The following is a 16543-nucleotide window of genomic DNA, read 5'->3' on the forward strand; positions in this document are numbered from 1 at the left end:
TCCACGACATTTATCCACGGTGCTATAAGGAGTTTTCACATGATGTTGGCAGATCCAAGCAAAAAATACCGTCGCATGTACCAACGTGTAGACTTACCAGACCGTCAATGGCCAAATAACGAAATCAATAAAGCGCCGATCTGGATGAGTACCGACCTTCGTGACGGTAACCAAGCGATCTTCGAGCCAATGAACATTGAACAAAAGTTCAAAATGTTCCAAATGCTTGTGAAAATTGGTTTCAAACACATTGAAATCGGCTTCCCTTCTGCATCACAAATCGACTTCGATTTCACTCGTTTGTTGATCGAAGGCGGCCATATTCCTGATGATGTGTACATCGAAGTTTTGGTTCAAGCGCGTGATCATCTGATTCAACGCACATTTGAATCATTGCAGGGCGCAAAACGCGCAATCGTGCATATCTACAACTCAAATTCTCCAACTTTCCGCAATAAAGTGTTGAATGTTGATGTTGCTGGTGCAAAACAATTAGCGATTAATGCCGCAACGAAAGTCAAAGAATACGCTGCAAAACAGCCTGAAACTGAATTTGTATTCCAATACAGTCCAGAGTGTTTTACTGCAACAGAATTAGAAGTTGCTAAAGATGTCTGTGATGCGGTCACTGAAATTTGGGAAGCATCTCCAGAGAACAAAGTGATTTTAAACTTGCCTGCAACGGTTGAAGTTTCAGGTCCGAACGTCTATGCAGACCAAGTGGAATGGATGCACCGTAACATTCAACGCCGTGACGGTGTGATTATTTCTGTGCACTGTCATAACGACCGTGGCTGTGGTATTGCCGCTTCTGAGTTGGCCATTATGGCTGGTGCTGACCGCGTCGAAGGCTGTGTGTTTGGTAACGGTGAACGTACAGGTAACGTGGACGTTGCAGCGATTGCATTGAACATGTATACCCAAGGTGTTGCGCCAAACTTAGATTTCTCAAACATTAACGAAATCATTTCAATCATTGAAGAATGCACAGGCTTGCCGGTACACCCTCGTCATCCGTATGCTGGTGATTTGGTCTTCACCGCGTTCTCTGGCTCACACCAAGATGCCATTAAAAAAGGTTTCGAGTTCCAAAAGAACGAAGAAATGTGGGATATGCCTTATTTGCCAATCGACCCGAAAGATTTGGGCCGCGACTATGATGCCGTGATTCGTGTCAACTCACAGTCTGGTAAAGGCGGTATTGCGTACTTGTTAGAATCAAATTACAACGTGGTGTTGCCTCGTCGTATTCAAATTGAGTTCTCGCAAATCGTACAGCAAAAAACAGATGAAGACGGTACTGAGATTTCTGCGCAAGCAATCTGGTCTTTATTTAAAGACACGTATGTGGCTGCCAAAGACACGCATTATGCGGCGAAAAACTACCGCTTACATGATGAAAATGGCAAACAAGTCATTGAGCTTGATGTCGAAGTGAACGGTGAGATCCAGCAATTACGTGGTGAAGGCAACGGCCCAATCTCTGCTATCTTAAATGCCTTGCAGTTACCGATTGATGTCTTGAACTATGAAGAACGTAGCATCAGTTCAGGCGCACATGCTAAAGCCTTGGCTTTAATTGAGCTTCAAGTGAAAGGTACAGGTAAGTCTGCATTCGGCGCAGGTGTGCATGACAACATCGTGACCGCATCTATCGAGGCGATTATTGCCAGCACTAACCGTTTAATTGAACAAGGTGTTTTGAGTACTGAACAAGTGATTGCTGCTGCAGTCTAATTCAATGCTATAAATATCAAATAGCAATAAAATGACTTTAGAAGGATACCCTCAAGTGGTATCCTTTTATTATTCATACTAAAGATTTAAGGCGAATTATTCCTGTGTCTTTTCCAGCTGACTCAGTGGGCTTAGTTACCCCACAAAAGTTTATTTTTGAAGAGCCGTTAGAGCTCGAATGCGATCGCATACTCCCACGTTTTGAGCTCATGGTTGAAACTTATGGCGAACTGAATGCAGACAAATCTAATGCAATTTTGATTTGTCATGCACTGTCAGGCCATCATCATGCAGCAGGTTATCATCATGAAGATGACCGTAAACCGGGTTGGTGGGACGCATGTATTGGACCAGGCAAAGCTATTGATACGTCAAAATTCTTTGTCGTAGCACTAAATAATATTGGCGGCTGTAGCGGTTCTACTGGACCGACCTCTCCAAATCCTGAAAATGACAATCGCCCTTATGGTCCTGATTTTCCATTAGTGACTGTCCGTGACTGGGTCAAAACCCAAGCCATGTTGTCTGATCGTTTAGAGATTCAGCAGTGGTATGCGGTGATTGGCGGCTCTTTAGGTGGTATGCAAGCTTTACAATGGTCTGTGGACTATCCAGATCGTTTACAAAAGTGCGTGATTATTGCCAGCACACCAAAACTGTCTGCGCAAAACATTGCCTTTAACGAAGTGGCGCGTCAGTCTATTTTGTCTGACCCAGATTTTCATGATGGTCGTTATTTAGAAAATGATAGTTATCCTAAGCGTGGTTTGATCTTGGCCCGTATGGTGGGTCATATCACTTACCTCTCTGAAGAAGCCATGAAACAAAAATTTGGCCGTGACTTAAAGTCAGGTAAATTTATGTATGGCTTTGACGTCGAATTCCAAGTCGAAAGTTATTTGCGTTATCAAGGTGAGCAATTTAGCCGTAACTTTGATGCCAATACCTATTTGATCATGACCAAGGCTTTAGATTATTTCGATCCATCACGTGAATATGAGCAATCATTAAAAACCGCGATGTCTAAAACCAAGTGTCAATTTTTAGTTGTTTCATTTACAACGGACTGGCGTTTTACCCCTGCTCGTTCGCAAGAAATTGTAGATGCATTAATTAGTAATCATAAGCCTGTGAGCTATGTGGATATTGATGCTGAACAAGGTCATGACTCTTTCTTGTTCCCGATTCCGTTATATGTGAAAAGCTTACGTGCATTCCTAGGCGGTGTAAAACACCTGCAAGAAACACCGAAGGAGACCAACTAATGCGTATTGATCATCAACTGGCTGAACGTTGGATTAAACCAGATTCAAGCGTACTCGATTTAGGGTGTGGTGACGGTGAACTGCTTGCACATATGAGCAAAAAGCACAATATTCGTGCATATGGCTTAGAAATTGATCAAGAAAAGATTGCAATTGCGGTCAGTCGCGGGTTAAATATCATCCAACAGGACTTGAACTTAGGTTTAAGTCGCTTTGCCGACCAGTCTTTTGACTATGTGGTTATGGCACAAGCCTTGCAAGCTGTAGATGCACCAGACGTTCTTTTAAGAGACATGGTGCGTGTGGGGAAACAGGCCATTATCACCTTTCCAAACTTTGCACATTGGAAGACTCGTTCTTTCCTTGCATTAAAAGGAATGATGCCTGTTTCAGACGCGTTACCCTATATGTGGTATAACACGCCCAATATTCATTTATGTACTTTCCGTGATTTTGAAGCGCTGTGTGCTGAAAATAACATCCGGATTATTAACCGACTTGCCGTGAATGGGGATCAACAAGATAGTTTACTGAGTAAACGTCTCCCAAATCTATTTGGTGAAGTCGCAATTTATCGAGTGAGCGCTCTATGAAAAAATTATTATTAAGCACGACGCTACTGATTGGACTTTTTAGCATACAAGCCCATGCGGATTATGTTGCTCCATCATCTTCAGTTTCTAGCCAAGCTGCACAATATTCAATTATGGATATTCACAGCTTAAGTAAAGCTGCTAAAGCAGGTCAGCCTGGTGCTCAGTTTTACTTAGGCACTAAATATCAACAAGGTAAAGACGTTGCAAAAGATGAACGTCAAGCTTTTGCATGGTACAAAGCTGCTGCCGATCAAGGTTTATCTGCAGCTCAGCTCAATGTGGGTCGTATGCTCGCTGATGGCATTGGGACTAAAAAAGATGAAGCGCTTGCTCGTCAATATTTCGAAAAAGCAGCCAGCCGTGGTGATAACCGCGCAAGCTTTAACTTAGCCATGATGGAAGAGCAAAAGAAAAACTACATGGGTGCATACCAATGGTATGAGCTTTCTACCCGTGATGGCATGCTCGACAACAAAGTGATTAGCTTGTCTGAAGGCAAAAAAACCGCTTTAGCAGCGAACTTAAGCCAAGACCAAATCCGTCAAGCACGTGACCGTGCGGACAAATGGATTCAAGCACAATAAGTTTTTGAATCTTAAAAAGCACCTTCGGGTGCTTTTTTATTGCCTGTCAGCCACAGCATCTTGTTAAAATAGCCTCAAATCTTGTTTTATGGTGAATATTCACATGGCTTCAACTGATTGGTTATCTCAAGGCACTTTGGTGCTTGCAAGTAATAACAAAGGCAAAATTGCAGAATTTGAAAAAATGTTTGCCGAGCTTAATCTTCCTGTTGAAGTGATTCCACAAGGTCAGTTGAACATTGAAGATGCCATCGAAGACGGTCTAAGCTTTGTTGAAAATGCCATTATCAAAGCGCGTCACGCATCGAAAATTTCAGGCAAGCCAGCCATTGCAGATGATTCTGGCATTTGCGTTCCTGTACTCGGTGGCGCACCAGGGATTTACTCTGCGCGCTATGCAGGTGAACATGGCAATGATGCCGCTAACAATGCCAAGTTGCTTGCTGACCTCAAACCACTCCGTAAAGAGAGTGAAGCCATCGAAGGGATGTTTGTATGTGTCTTGGCTTTGGTCCAACATGCAGAAGACCCACTCCCACAAATTTTCCAAGGGATTTGGCGCGGTGAAGTGATGGAAGCAGCACGCGGTGAAAATGGCTTTGGCTATGACCCACTGTTTTGGCTGCCTGAACTAAACGTTTCTAGTGCTGAATTATCAAAAGAAGAAAAAAATAAAATCAGCCATCGTGGTCAGGCGATGAAATTATTTAAAGCAAGTTTGAAATAATTTGCATTGGAGTTAATCTCAATGCCAAAGATTAACTCCAATCCCTGAATAAAAATAGAATAATTATGGCACTTCAACCGATACAGATCATATGTAACACTTGCCATCACACTTCAACTGAAATCCCGACACGCTCTTTTCTTGGTTTTCAAAAATTAAGCTGCCCTCATTGCCAGGCGCAACTGACCTACCCGCTCACCTCAGGCTTTCGTACCACTTACGCTATTTTTGCAGTGTTGATCATACTGTCGATCATGCTTAATCTGTCGCAAGGTCAGGTTGGATTTCCAGGGCTGATAGGTATCGCGATGATATATGCCCTCGTGCGTGATTGGCAGATTCGCAAACAGCTCAAGTAGTCACCCTTTGCTGGCATCTATAATTCACTTTTCATTTTAAAGCGAAAAAAGATGCAAAATTAACCCATAAAAACTGACGACGATACAGCTCATAATCGTGCCTGAAGCAATATAACGTGCCGAAGTGCCTGTTCCTTGATAATGCGTTTCTAAAGCCACAATATTCGCTGCAGGGGGTAAGCAGAACAGCATGAACATCACCCCAATATATTTCTCGATCTGGGGAATCGGAAGAAAGGCATAACTCAAACTACAGATCACCGCGCCAACGGTGAGTTTCATCGCATAAATACGACTACTGTTAATCAGATCACGCCACTGTATCTTAGTTTGGCGCAGCCACATGCCTAAGACGCACATCCCTGTGAAACTCATTCCTATTTTTGCAGCTTGATAGAGCCAATCTAAGATCTGATGTTCTTCTAAATGCTGCAGTCCAACTATTCGACAGACACCTGCAATCATCAAGGCAAATACAGGGGGTGACATCGCCACTTTTTGAATCACGCTCGACCATGGGAGTTGGGCTGAACTGACGGCTGTCACGGCCCACATATTGCCAAAGATAGAGCCACCGACATACAAAGCCACCATCGCTGCACTTATTTCAGGGCCGAACAGTGCTAAGGCAAAAGGAAAACCCAGCCAAGCCAAGTTCAAATAACTGACACACAAGGCACGTAAACTATCTTTTAACAGCCAGCGAAATAAATAAAACATCAGCACGGCAACACTAAAGCTAAAAAGCATGAGTGCTAAACTGCCTGCTTGATAGAACACCATGTTGTAGATGATCACGGCTGGAATAAAACAGCGTGCAAGTAAGCTAGAGAAAATCGATTTGAGCGATGATGTTCCTGATAATGATGCCAATCCGAGACCACTTAAAAAACCCAATATCGGAAGAAGAAACGCCACTACACCACCCTCACTGCTCAATCTATGCATAGTAACACTGAACATAAGCTTCGCGGCTGTCTTTAAACTGCAACATCTTGGTCACTTCACTGTCATCTACAACTGCTGAAATGTTGTGCAGACCAACAAGAGGATAACAAGATGGCTGGACTATCGATTTGGCATGTACTGATTTTTGCAATTGTGGTGATTTTACTCTTTGGTACCTCTAAGCTAAAAAACTTGGGCAAAGATGTCGGCGGCGCGGTCAAAGATTTCAAAAAGTCGATGCGTGATGAAGACGCAGCAAATACACAGCTTAATGAGCCTCGCACGCTAGAGCATGAAGCTCAAAATAAAACCAATTCCTCAGTTCAAAGCTAAGGAGTTGTCATAATGCTTAATATTGGTATTAGCGAATTACTGGTGTTCAGCATTATTGCGCTGATCGTACTCGGCCCGGAAAAACTGCCTGAAGGTATCCGCTTTGCAGGCAAATGGTACGGGAAAGTTAAACGACTGATCAGTAACGTGCAAACAGATATTGACCGTGAACTTCGCATGTCCGAACTTCGTGAAGAAATGCAAAAAGAAATGCAACGTATTCAACAGCTCGAAGCGCATATGCAGGCGCAGATGAATGAATTGCAACAAACGCAACATCCCATAGAACAGACTGCGCAAAAACAACAAGAAGCAGTCCTACCTGACAATAAAAATTTATCCCCACGTTATCAATACATCGAACGTGGTCAGAGCACGATCTTTGCCATGGTTACACCCCAAATGAAAATAAAGCACGAAATTAAAACAGATCAATCTGCTGCATTAAGCTCGACCGAAGCATTAGCAGAATATCAGGTGGCCGTATGACAGATCTTTCACTGAATAATTCACAGAACACTGTGCCTGATTTGGAAGAAATGCCGATCACCAAACATTTGGTGATTTTGCGTCGGCATTTGATCAAAATTACAGGGCTCATTTTGATTCTGTTCTTTTGTTTATTGCCCTTTGCCAATCAAAGCTATCAATTGATGTCAGAGCCTCTGCGTGCGCAGTTGCCGATGACCTCATCCATGATCGCAACGGATGTGACCGCCACCTTTATGGCGCCGTTCAAGTTGAATTTCTTTGTCGCGCTTATGCTCGCGATGCCTTTCGTGATTTATCAACTTTGGGCCTTCATCAAACCTGCACTGTATGAAAAAGAGCGGCATTTGGCGATGCCCTTATTATTCGGCAGTATCGTCCTCTTCTATGTCGGAATTGCCTTTGCCTATTGGGTTGCTCTGCCCTCCATCCTACATTTTTTTATGAGTGTTTCCCCTGAAACAGTCGCCCCGATGACGGATATCAATAGTTATTTAAGTTTCTGCTTAAAGCTTTTTTTGGTGTTTGGGCTGACCTTTGAAATTCCCATCATCACGCTAATTTTGATTTTGATCGGAGTGGTGTCTACTCAAACCTTGGTGGAGAAGCGTCGTTTTATTATCGTCGGCTGTTTTTTTGTCGCCATGTTTGCCACGCCACCCGATGCGCTTTCGATGATCATGCTGGCCATTCCCATGTGGATGCTCTTTGAGCTGGGTTTGTTCTTTGGCAAGCTGATTGAAAAACGACGTACATCTGTAACTTAAACAAACTGATGTTTCGACAATTTTGGTGAGTTTTACACCTAAGAGGCTGAGATAGCCTCTTTTTTTATGCGCCCATTTAATGTTTTGCAATTTTCATGCAGCGAAATCTAAACGCCTATTTCATCAGTTTGCAACATTAGCTTCAAAGCATTGTCATATTTTATCTATAGTTTTATGTGATCAACTTTTACCCAGCACACCTTTGCCAGGATTTAAATTCATGACAAACATGCCATATAACGAAGATCAAGAACTTGATAACAACACTTCGGATAACCTTCATTTTCGTGACATTTTAGAACAGCGCATCAGCCGTCGTAGCTTGATTACCAAGACTGCGAGTGGTGCCGTCGCACTTGCATTGGCATCTTCATTAACGGGGTGTAATGATGACAATGACTCAGGTTCAAATAGCAATACCAAACCACCTGTCACTGATCCAAATCAAAAACCGACCAAGTTCAATTTCACACCGGTGAAAAAAAATTTAGACGATATTGTGACTGTTCCTGAAGGCTATCAAGCGCATGTGCTATATGCGATGGGTGACTCGATTAACCCTGCATACCCAGCGTGGGATGATAACAATGTTCCTTCTGGCCCGAGCTTCCAATTCCGCTCTGGTGACTGCCATGACGGTATGAGCTTCTTTGGTTTAAATACCACCTCTGGACGTTATGATGCCAAGCAGTCTGACCAAGGTTTGTTGGTGATGAACCATGAATACATCAATCCAACCTTCTTACACCCACAAGGCCCAACCAAAGTGGATGGTCGTCGCCCTGAAGATGAAGTCATCCGTGAAGTCAATGCACACGGTGTTTCTGTGATTCAAATTGAAAAAGACAGCAAGACTCAAGCCGTTAAACTGGTACAAAATTCTCCATTTAACCGTCGTATTACCGCATCGACCGTAATGGACTTTAAAGGCCCTGTAGCAGGCTCAAGCTTAGTTTGCACGAAATTTTCAACCAATAGCCAGCAAACCCGTGGTACACACAACAACTGCGGTAATGGCTATACCCCTTGGGGCACTTACCTGACAACAGAAGAAAACTTCATTGGTTACTTCGCTCGTGCAAAAGACGATGATGCCAAACGTAGTCCTGCTGAAATTGTGGCACTCAACCGTTATGGCCTAAAAGCGGGTGCAAACTCACGCTATGGTTGGGAAACGGCGATTGGAAGTAATGAGTCACAAGATTTATATGACCGTTGGTCAGCGAATGTTACCGGTACTCAGGCAGCAGAAGATTATCGTAATGGTCCAAACACCTTTGGTTGGATTGTCGAAATCGACCCATTTGACCGCCGTGAAAACCCAGTAAAACGTACAGCACTGGGTCGCTTTGCACATGAAGACTGCCGTGCAAGTCGCTTACGTGAAGATGACAACCTTGCGTTTTACATGGGCGATGACTCGCGCGGTGAATACATCTATAAATTTGTATCAGACCAAAAATGGAATAAAAAAGATGTCAACGGTGGCTATGCCGCGGGCGACAAATACATGAACAACGGTAAGTTATACGTTGCCAAATTTAACAATGATGGCAAAGGTCAATGGATTGAATTGAGCTATAACGTCAATGGTTTAAACCAAAGCAACAGCGTGTATCCGTTTAGCTCACAAGCAGATGTTCTGACCTTCGCACGTCTTGCCGCAGATGCTGTCGGTGCTACCAAAATGGACCGCCCTGAATGGGTCGCTGTGCATCCAGACAATGGTGAAGTCTATGTGACCCTCACCAATAACTCGAACCGTGGTACGACGCATGCACTAGATGCTGCCAACCCTCGTAACTACACCGACCCTGAAGGTGGTAAAGGCAATGTCAACGGTCATATTATCCGTTTCCGTGAAGATGGTGATACAACCACAGCACTCAGCTTTACTTGGGATATTTACCTGTTTGGTGCTGAAGCAAAAATGGCGAGCAACATTAACTTATCTGGTCTAAATGACAATAATGACTTGTCATCACCTGATGGGATGTGGTTCGACCCACGTGGTGTGTTATGGATTCAAACCGATGACGGTGCTTATACCGATACCACCAACTGTATGATGCTTGCTGCACTTCCAGGTCAAGTCGGTGATGGCACAAAAGCTACGACCTCATCGGGTCAAGAAACCATTGTGGGGGCAAAGCTGAATGATGAAAACTTACGTCGCTTCCTGACTGGACCAAAAGAGTGTGAAATCACAGGTGTGACGATGACACCTGACTACAAAGCGATTTTTATCAATGTGCAACATCCCGGTGAAGATTCAGCATCCTATTCTGAACCGACCAGCCACTGGCCTGCATCACAAACCAATGCAGCAGCGACTTCACGTCCTCGCTCAGCGACCGTAGTCATCACCCGTAAAGATGGTGGTGTGATTGCTGGCGAAGCGGTAGAACAAGCTCAGCCAACGCAAAAAACCGCATAAGACATCTCTAAAAAAAAAGCCGACGAATCGTCGGCTTTTTTTATGGCTTTAAATGCACTTCTATCTGGGTGATCTGTCCTTGTTGCTCACCCTGCTGCTGTTTTTCCTGCCAATGCCACTGTGAATCCCGGATACATAATAAATTTGAACAGCGGGTGCCATACACTGGACTTTGAATAAAGGTTGAAGACAACAAATGTTCCATTTCCGCCTGAATCCCAGTATTGGGTAACAATGATGGAATGATTTTACGTTCATCTTCCAAAATATCCCACGCAGCAGCGTCTATGTCCGCCTGTGGTTGCTGGCTTTGTAGCATCGGCAAAAATTCTTGCGTGAAACGTTTACGTAAATGTCGGGTCTTTTCCCAATGTTCAGTCATTAAACCATTAGATGTGACATACACCCCTTTGGCTAAGACTTGTGGCGCTTCACCGCGATTACTCATATAAACGGCTTGAGTGGCATCGCCAACGAATAAATTAAAGCCAGCATAATTACATTGGATTTGTTCCAGTGCTTGCGCAAACCGAATGGGCGTTTGCTCAGATTCTAAAAATTGCTGAATCAAAGCACCACGTGAAGTGGAATATGCGGTCTGATCACGACCATCACGAAAATTGGTCACAATCGCCCAACGCCCTTGAGCTGTTATCCCCATCCATGTTCCACCAGACTGTAAGTCCTGCCCTGCAATAATCGGACTATCTACCCATTGCTTTAGGCCTGTCGTCGGTCGATGATAAAACTCATCACGATTCGAAATCAGGCAGAGTGGCATGTCATCCAAGACCTGCCAAGCAAAAGCCACAATGCACATATTCAACTCTCAATATCTTTACACATTGAATGTACAACATTTTTCAGCACATTCAGCTAAAATCTGTGCAAAACATAATGACAAGGAACAGCAATGCTGACATATCCAAATATCGACCCTGTGGCGATATCACTGGGGCCACTACAAGTCCACTGGTATGGTCTGATGTATTTATTGGCCTTTTTATTTGCATGGGGCTTGGCAACCTACCGTGCAAAACAACGTGACGGCTGGAACGCAGAAATGGTCTCTGACCTGATTTTCTACGGTGCATTAGGTGTCGTGATTGGTGGACGCTTTGGCTATGTCTTCTTTTATGGTTTCGATCAATTCCTTGCCAACCCACTTTGGCTGTTCCAAGTTTGGACAGGTGGCATGAGCTTCCATGGCGGTTTCCTTGGGGTCATGATTGCCATGTTACTGTGGTGCAAAAAATATAAAATGACCTGGTTTCAAACCCTCGACTTTATTGCACCCTGCGTTCCGACAGGCTTGATGTTTGGTCGTATTGGTAACTTTATTGGTGGCGAACTATATGGCCGTGCAGTGACTGACCCTAATTTTGTTTTCGGTATGATCTTCCCAACCGATCCACTTCAGTTGGTGCGCCATCCGTCGCAGCTCTATCAAGCACTCTGTGAAGGTTTAATTCTGTTTATCGTGCTGTGGTGGTTTAGTTCAAAACCTCGTCCACGTTATGCCGTTTCAGCCTTGTTCCTCATCGGATATGGTATTGCACGCTTCACCGTTGAATTCTTCCGTGAGCCGGACAATGGTCAACTGTTCATTGGATGGATGAGTAAAGGTCAGTTCCTGACAGTTCCGATGATTCTGATTGGACTATGGATGATGTGGTATGCCTACCAGAAAAAAATCTATGACTGGGGTCCACAAAAAAATCATTAATATTTTATAATTGTCTTTAAGCAAGCGAGGTCTAAGCCTCGCTTTTTTATGCGCTGAAATTTATCCCTTCATACGTATTTACTGCACATGAAGTGACTGAATTAGACAACTGATCTGTGCTAAAGTTTATTCAGCTTATTTTTAAACTATCGATCCATGCTTGAATTTTGGTTTAACCCCAGCGTTTCTGTACTTAAAAAAATCTTGTTTTTTATTGCGATGGTCGTACTGACCAGTGTTCTGTATTGGATGGAACCCCTAACACTTCAAGCCATTCTAATGTTCATGGGTACAGGCGTCATTTTCCTGATTTGTCGTTATTGCAAGATTCATTTTGCAGCAAAAAACCCAACAGGTTTGCTCTATCGTTTATTGACCTGGATACCGATTGCACTGCTGTTAGCATTGGTTTTTATCAACATGAATAAGGGTGAAATTTTGATTCCGGGTGCTCAAGGCATTGGCTTTATGGCTTTGGCGATCTGCCTGCTCTCCCCGATTTCTCTACTGAATAAAAACGAGAAAACTTCACCCCAAGGTAAAGTTTAAATGCTGACGTTTTGGTACTCTGAGCGCTGTAACCGACAAATCAAGCTCTTCATTTGTATCAGTACCTGTGTGCTTATTTTTCTATGCGCTGAACAAAAACAACTTGATCCCCGCTTTGCGGGCATAAGTTTAGCCATTGGTTTGATGATTGATCTGCTTTATAAGCTCAGACAAGACAAACTAAAAACACTGTCTCCGTCATTAAAATGCGGTTTGGCTAGTTTGCCAATTTTATGTTTAGTGTGCTTAATTTATTTTCTACCCAATGAGCAACGCTGGATTTTAGCGCTGCAATGTATGGGCTTTGCGGCAATTGGATTATTTATCGTCTCGATCTACAGTCAGCGTGCAAAAAGGTTTGAAGACTAACCTTTTTGCAGCCATGGGCTGTTAATCCGCTAAGCGGTAATAGCTGTATTTCACATTTGGAGTTCGATAGACCGCATAACCCGCTTGACGATAATCAGACACCCAATCCTTACCTGAATATGCTGCGATATGACCATAACGGCTACTTTGATTGCGGTCGATAATATAAATATCGCCTTTCTTTGGTCGATCAAACGCTAAATTAATTTTTTGATAACCAATTTTTTGTAATGTGCTGCCCCAATCTGCTGCGGCAACGGGGTGACCGTTAAAACGTGCCCCTGCGGACTCAAGTGCTAAACGAACACTGCGGGCACATTTCTGAGTACTGCTTTGGCGGGTAATGCCTTGTAAAAATCCAGTCAAACGATCGATATCGATACGCTGACCATTGCGGGATACCACATTTTTAGTCGCTGCTTTTTGAGTGGTATTGGACTTGCCCGTATTTTTACTCGCCTGAGAACGAATTATGATATTTGCCTGAACTGGAGCATGCACTTCACTCAAGTTTACATTGTGATCATAAGCCATTCTTTAACCCACACTCCCGCCTATATTTAGGCATTCAAAAATTTTAACGAGGGTGATAGTACCGCGTAAATCATGTTTTTTCATGTAAAAAATGTAAGATTTCTTAAACAAATCTTCACATTTAAATACGACCGTCTATTTTTAATTCAAATAGATTTATTTTTTATATCAAACTCTTAATCAAAAATAGTTGTTCAATATCACCTCTTCATAATGAGAAAAATCACGTTTATTTTTTAATCAAACTTATCTGTATTTTTTTCAACACTGCGAAAGAAGCATCTCTCAATATGTAAAAAATAGAGCTTAAGTTTCCTAAGCTCATGCTTGATTTAACAGACATATTGTCTCGTTAACACTTGATGTAGTTGTTATAAATAGACGTCTTCAGCTCAGGCAACTCAGCGCTTGTTGCCTGCAAAATTTGGTCATCACCCAATAAACACCGTATGTTTTGGATTTTTTAAACCTGACTATATTCAAGCGCCCATCACAGTTCCTTCCACACGCAAAACAAGCTAATATGTGCCACAAGAAATTTAGCAAATTATGAGAGAGACATGCGCCAGTATTTAGACCTTTTACAACACATTCTCGACAACGGCGGCGACAAGGGCGACCGTACGGGTACGGGAACACGTTCTGTATTTGGTCATCAAATGCGCTTCGATCTTTCTCAAGGTTTCCCTTTACTCACCACCAAGAAAGTTCATTTCCGCTCTATCGTGATTGAACTGTTGTGGTTCCTTAAAGGCGATACCAATGTTCAATATTTGCAAGACAATAAAGTCTCGATTTGGGATGAATGGTCTACAGCAGAACAAACTGCACGCTTCGGTCGTCCTGCCGGAGAATTAGGTCCTGTTTACGGTCATCAATGGCGTAATTTCGGTGCAACCAAAAAAGCCGATGGCCTATATGAACAAGATGGTTTTGACCAAATTAAATGGTTGGTCAATGAAATCAAAACCAATCCTAACTCACGTCGTCTAATCGTGTCGGGTTGGAATCCAAATGAGGCCGGTAATGTTGCATTGCCACCATGCCATACCTTGTTTCAATTTTTTGTTCAAAACGGAAAATTATCTTGCCAATTATATCAACGCAGTGCTGACGTTTTTTTGGGTGTGCCGTTTAACATTGCCAGCTATGCCCTGTTAACACACATGATTGCGCAAGTTTGTGGTCTAGGTGTAGGCGACTTCGTTTGGACCGGTGGGGATACACATTTATATGCCAACCATTTCGAACAAGCGCAGTTGCAATTGACCCGTGAACCAATGGGTCTGTGCCAATTAAAACTCAATCCTGAAATTACCGATCTTTTCGATTTTAAATTTGAAGATATTGAAATCGTAGGTTATGAATCACATCCTGCGATTAAAGCCCCTGTTGCGGTTTAATTTTTAGAAATCCCAAGTGAAAAGCAAAATCCCGCTTTACCTCAAGCGGGATTTTGCATTCTAATAGACGGCAAATATTTCGGCTATTTGAGTTCAAACTATGGCATTTCAAAATTTAGAAATCGTGCACGTTGTCGCTATGGATCAGCAGCGCTGCATTGGTAAAGGTAATGATTTGCCGTGGCATATATCTGCCGATTTACAGCACTTTAAAGCCATCACTCAAGGCGGTGTAGTGGTCATGGGACGCAAAACCTTAGAGTCTATGGGACGTACCCTTCCGAAGCGTGTCAATTGGGTAATTACACGAGATAACACTTGGTCATTTGAAGGCACCAAAGTCGCATATAGTATCGACGAGGCGTTAACGCAAGCTGTTGCTGATGTCGCGAGTTCAGAAAAACCAACGAGTTTGTTTATTATTGGTGGTGGTGAAATTTTTAAGCAAACCATCGGGATCGCAGACCGTTTAGAACTCACGCATGTTGAACTGGATGTTCAAGGTGATGCGCATTATCCTGAAATTCCTGCGGACTTTCAAAAAGTGGCGTCAGAACAACATATCGACGACAAAACTGGGATTGCTTTTGAGTTCGCAACTTACCGAAAATAAAGAAAAATCTTAAGCTAAAAGAAAAATATGCAACAGAGTGACCAACAAGCAATCTTCAAAAAAATAGGGCGAAGTATTCTTCATTCTCTATTTAGTGTGTTTGTCCTCTGTTCTTCGATTTGGCTCTGTGCCGCCCTGTGGATACAGCAACCGGCAGGCTGGTTAGGCAGCCGCATTATCATTGGGATCTGGATCGCTTTTGCCCTGAGCATTTTAGGCATCTATATTACCCAACACTTTTTTAGCCGTCGTAAAGATGTCTTGATTTATATTGTGGGCTTTATCTGTGGTCTATTTTGGTATTTTGGCATGGAGGCACGCCAAGATCGTGAATGGAATCCTGAAGTGGCAGAAATTCTGCATTATGAAAAGCAAGGCAATCTGGTCACCTTACACAATGTGCGTAATTTCGACTGGCATGCCGATGGCAGCTATACCCCGCGTTGGGAAACCCGCCAATATGACCTAAGTCAAATCAATGGCGTCAACATCATTACCTCGTATTGGATGGGGCCGAAAATTGCACATACACTGGTCAGTTTTGATTTTGCTGACCGACCACCGCTGACGTTTTCGATTGAAATTCGCAAAGAGAAAAATGAAGAATTCTCTGCGATTGGTGGTTTTTTCCGTAAATATGAACTGAGCCTCATTGCATCAGATGAAAAAGATATCATCTATACCCGCAGCAACACACGCGGTGAACAGGTCTATTTCTTCCCCGTAAACATGCCAAAATCTGAAATGCAGGCGCTGTTTATTGAATATCTGCATAAAGCCGATGAACTACAGACTCAACCCAAATGGTACAACACGCTCACCAGTAATTGTACAACACTGGTGTTTGACATGATTCAAGCGGTTTCCAAACATCAGCTTCCAACCGATTACCGCTTATTCGCATCGGGTTATTTGCCGAATTATTTGCATGACCTTCATGCCATAGACCAAAATTGGGATATGAAAACATGGTATCAAAAAGCCCATGTTAACCCCCGCGTCTCTCAAATTAAGCAACTGAGCAGTGAACAATATTCGAAGTTAATCCGACAAGGTTTGCCGCATTCACAGTCTAATCCAAGCGCCAATCAATTGTAATTCTTAAAT

General features: G+C 43.0%; 19 protein-coding genes. 16 read left to right on the forward strand and 3 right to left on the reverse strand.

The features are described 5' to 3' along the window. Positions 1 to 39: 39 nt before the first annotated feature. The 6 genes from leuA to FTV11_RS01945 all read left to right on the forward strand — a co-directional run bounded on the left by leuA (position 40) and on the right by FTV11_RS01945 (position 5268). Positions 40 to 1737 (forward strand): 2-isopropylmalate synthase, encoded by a 1698-nt coding sequence (gene leuA, locus FTV11_RS01920; RefSeq protein WP_111884051.1) that lies wholly within the window; start codon positions 40 to 42, stop codon positions 1735 to 1737. Positions 1738 to 1841: 104 nt separating this feature from the next. After that, positions 1842 to 3002, forward strand: a complete 1161-nt coding sequence (locus tag FTV11_RS01925; protein WP_168377871.1) for a homoserine O-acetyltransferase — start codon at positions 1842 to 1844, stop codon at positions 3000 to 3002. After that, the gene (gene metW, locus FTV11_RS01930; RefSeq protein WP_067763682.1) at positions 3002 to 3595 is read left to right on the forward strand and encodes a methionine biosynthesis protein MetW; all 594 of its coding nucleotides are present in this window, start codon (positions 3002 to 3004) and stop codon (positions 3593 to 3595) included. The genes FTV11_RS01925 and metW overlap by 1 nt, the downstream gene beginning before the upstream one ends. Continuing rightward, positions 3592 to 4182, forward strand: coding sequence for a tetratricopeptide repeat protein (locus FTV11_RS01935; RefSeq protein ID WP_078189669.1), 591 nt, complete (start codon positions 3592 to 3594; stop codon positions 4180 to 4182). The genes metW and FTV11_RS01935 overlap by 4 nt, the downstream gene beginning before the upstream one ends. Positions 4183 to 4285: 103 nt before the next feature. Beyond that, the gene (gene rdgB, locus FTV11_RS01940) at positions 4286 to 4909 is read left to right on the forward strand and encodes an RdgB/HAM1 family non-canonical purine NTP pyrophosphatase (protein WP_180026016.1); all 624 of its coding nucleotides are present in this window, start codon (positions 4286 to 4288) and stop codon (positions 4907 to 4909) included. A gap of 65 nt (positions 4910 to 4974) precedes the next feature. Further along, a complete protein-coding gene (locus FTV11_RS01945; RefSeq protein ID WP_180026017.1) occupies positions 4975 to 5268 on the forward strand; it encodes a hypothetical protein in 294 nt (97 codons plus the stop codon). Between the two features lie 36 nt (positions 5269 to 5304). On the opposite strand, the gene FTV11_RS01950 is transcribed toward FTV11_RS01945, so the two are convergent. After that, positions 5305 to 6186: a permease gene (locus tag FTV11_RS01950; RefSeq protein ID WP_180026018.1), complete on the reverse strand. Its 882-nt coding sequence runs from the start codon at positions 6184 to 6186 to the stop codon at positions 5305 to 5307. A 141-nt stretch (positions 6187 to 6327) separates the two neighbouring features. On the opposite strand from FTV11_RS01950, the gene tatA reads away from it, so the two are divergent. The 4 genes from tatA (at position 6328) to FTV11_RS01970 (ending at position 10242) form a co-directional block, all read left to right on the forward strand. Then, positions 6328 to 6549 (forward strand): Sec-independent protein translocase subunit TatA, encoded by a 222-nt coding sequence (gene tatA / locus FTV11_RS01955; protein WP_078189673.1) that lies wholly within the window; start codon positions 6328 to 6330, stop codon positions 6547 to 6549. Between the two features lie 12 nt (positions 6550 to 6561). Beyond that, entirely contained in the window at positions 6562 to 7038 is a 477-nt protein-coding gene (tatB, locus tag FTV11_RS17255; protein WP_180026019.1) for a Sec-independent protein translocase protein TatB, read from the forward strand. Then, positions 7035 to 7805 carry a twin-arginine translocase subunit TatC gene (tatC, locus tag FTV11_RS01965; protein ID WP_180026020.1) on the forward strand — a complete coding sequence of 257 codons (771 nt, stop codon included), beginning with the start codon at positions 7035 to 7037 and terminating at the stop codon, positions 7803 to 7805. Before tatB ends, tatC begins: the two co-directional genes overlap by 4 nt. A 220-nt stretch (positions 7806 to 8025) precedes the next feature. Next, entirely contained in the window at positions 8026 to 10242 is a 2217-nt protein-coding gene (locus FTV11_RS01970) for a PhoX family phosphatase (RefSeq protein WP_180073292.1), read from the forward strand. Positions 10243 to 10282: 40 nt separating this feature from the next. Here the strand turns inward: FTV11_RS01970 and FTV11_RS01975 are convergent, their stop codons facing one another. After that, a complete protein-coding gene (locus tag FTV11_RS01975) occupies positions 10283 to 11062 on the reverse strand; it encodes an NRDE family protein (RefSeq protein WP_180073293.1) in 780 nt (259 codons plus the stop codon). Positions 11063 to 11155: 93 nt separating this feature from the next. Between FTV11_RS01975 and lgt the strand changes: the two genes are divergently transcribed. The 3 genes from lgt (at position 11156) to FTV11_RS01990 (ending at position 12886) form a co-directional block, all read left to right on the forward strand. Continuing rightward, entirely contained in the window at positions 11156 to 11968 is an 813-nt protein-coding gene (gene lgt / locus FTV11_RS01980; protein WP_180073294.1) for a prolipoprotein diacylglyceryl transferase, read from the forward strand. A 156-nt stretch (positions 11969 to 12124) separates the two neighbouring features. Next, the gene (locus tag FTV11_RS01985) at positions 12125 to 12517 is read left to right on the forward strand and encodes a hypothetical protein (RefSeq protein ID WP_180004560.1); all 393 of its coding nucleotides are present in this window, start codon (positions 12125 to 12127) and stop codon (positions 12515 to 12517) included. Beyond that, positions 12518 to 12886: a hypothetical protein gene (locus FTV11_RS01990; protein WP_180073295.1), complete on the forward strand. Its 369-nt coding sequence runs from the start codon at positions 12518 to 12520 to the stop codon at positions 12884 to 12886. Between the two features lie 21 nt (positions 12887 to 12907). Here the strand turns inward: FTV11_RS01990 and FTV11_RS01995 are convergent, their stop codons facing one another. Next, a complete protein-coding gene (locus tag FTV11_RS01995; protein WP_078189680.1) occupies positions 12908 to 13420 on the reverse strand; it encodes a peptidoglycan amidohydrolase family protein in 513 nt (170 codons plus the stop codon). Positions 13421 to 13980: 560 nt separating this feature from the next. On the opposite strand from FTV11_RS01995, the gene thyA reads away from it, so the two are divergent. The 3 genes from thyA to FTV11_RS02010 all read left to right on the forward strand — a co-directional run bounded on the left by thyA (position 13981) and on the right by FTV11_RS02010 (position 16534). Continuing rightward, entirely contained in the window at positions 13981 to 14823 is an 843-nt protein-coding gene (gene thyA, locus FTV11_RS02000; RefSeq protein WP_078189681.1) for a thymidylate synthase, read from the forward strand. Positions 14824 to 14923: 100 nt separating this feature from the next. Continuing rightward, positions 14924 to 15436, forward strand: a complete 513-nt coding sequence (locus tag FTV11_RS02005; protein ID WP_180010197.1) for a dihydrofolate reductase — start codon at positions 14924 to 14926, stop codon at positions 15434 to 15436. Positions 15437 to 15463: 27 nt separating this feature from the next. Next, positions 15464 to 16534 carry a DUF4105 domain-containing protein gene (locus FTV11_RS02010; protein ID WP_180073296.1) on the forward strand — a complete coding sequence of 357 codons (1071 nt, stop codon included), beginning with the start codon at positions 15464 to 15466 and terminating at the stop codon, positions 16532 to 16534. Positions 16535 to 16543 lie beyond the last annotated feature (9 nt).

Source organism: Acinetobacter sp. YH12231 (genome assembly GCF_013417755.1).
In the GTDB taxonomy this organism is placed as follows: domain Bacteria; phylum Pseudomonadota; class Gammaproteobacteria; order Pseudomonadales; family Moraxellaceae; genus Acinetobacter; species Acinetobacter amyesii.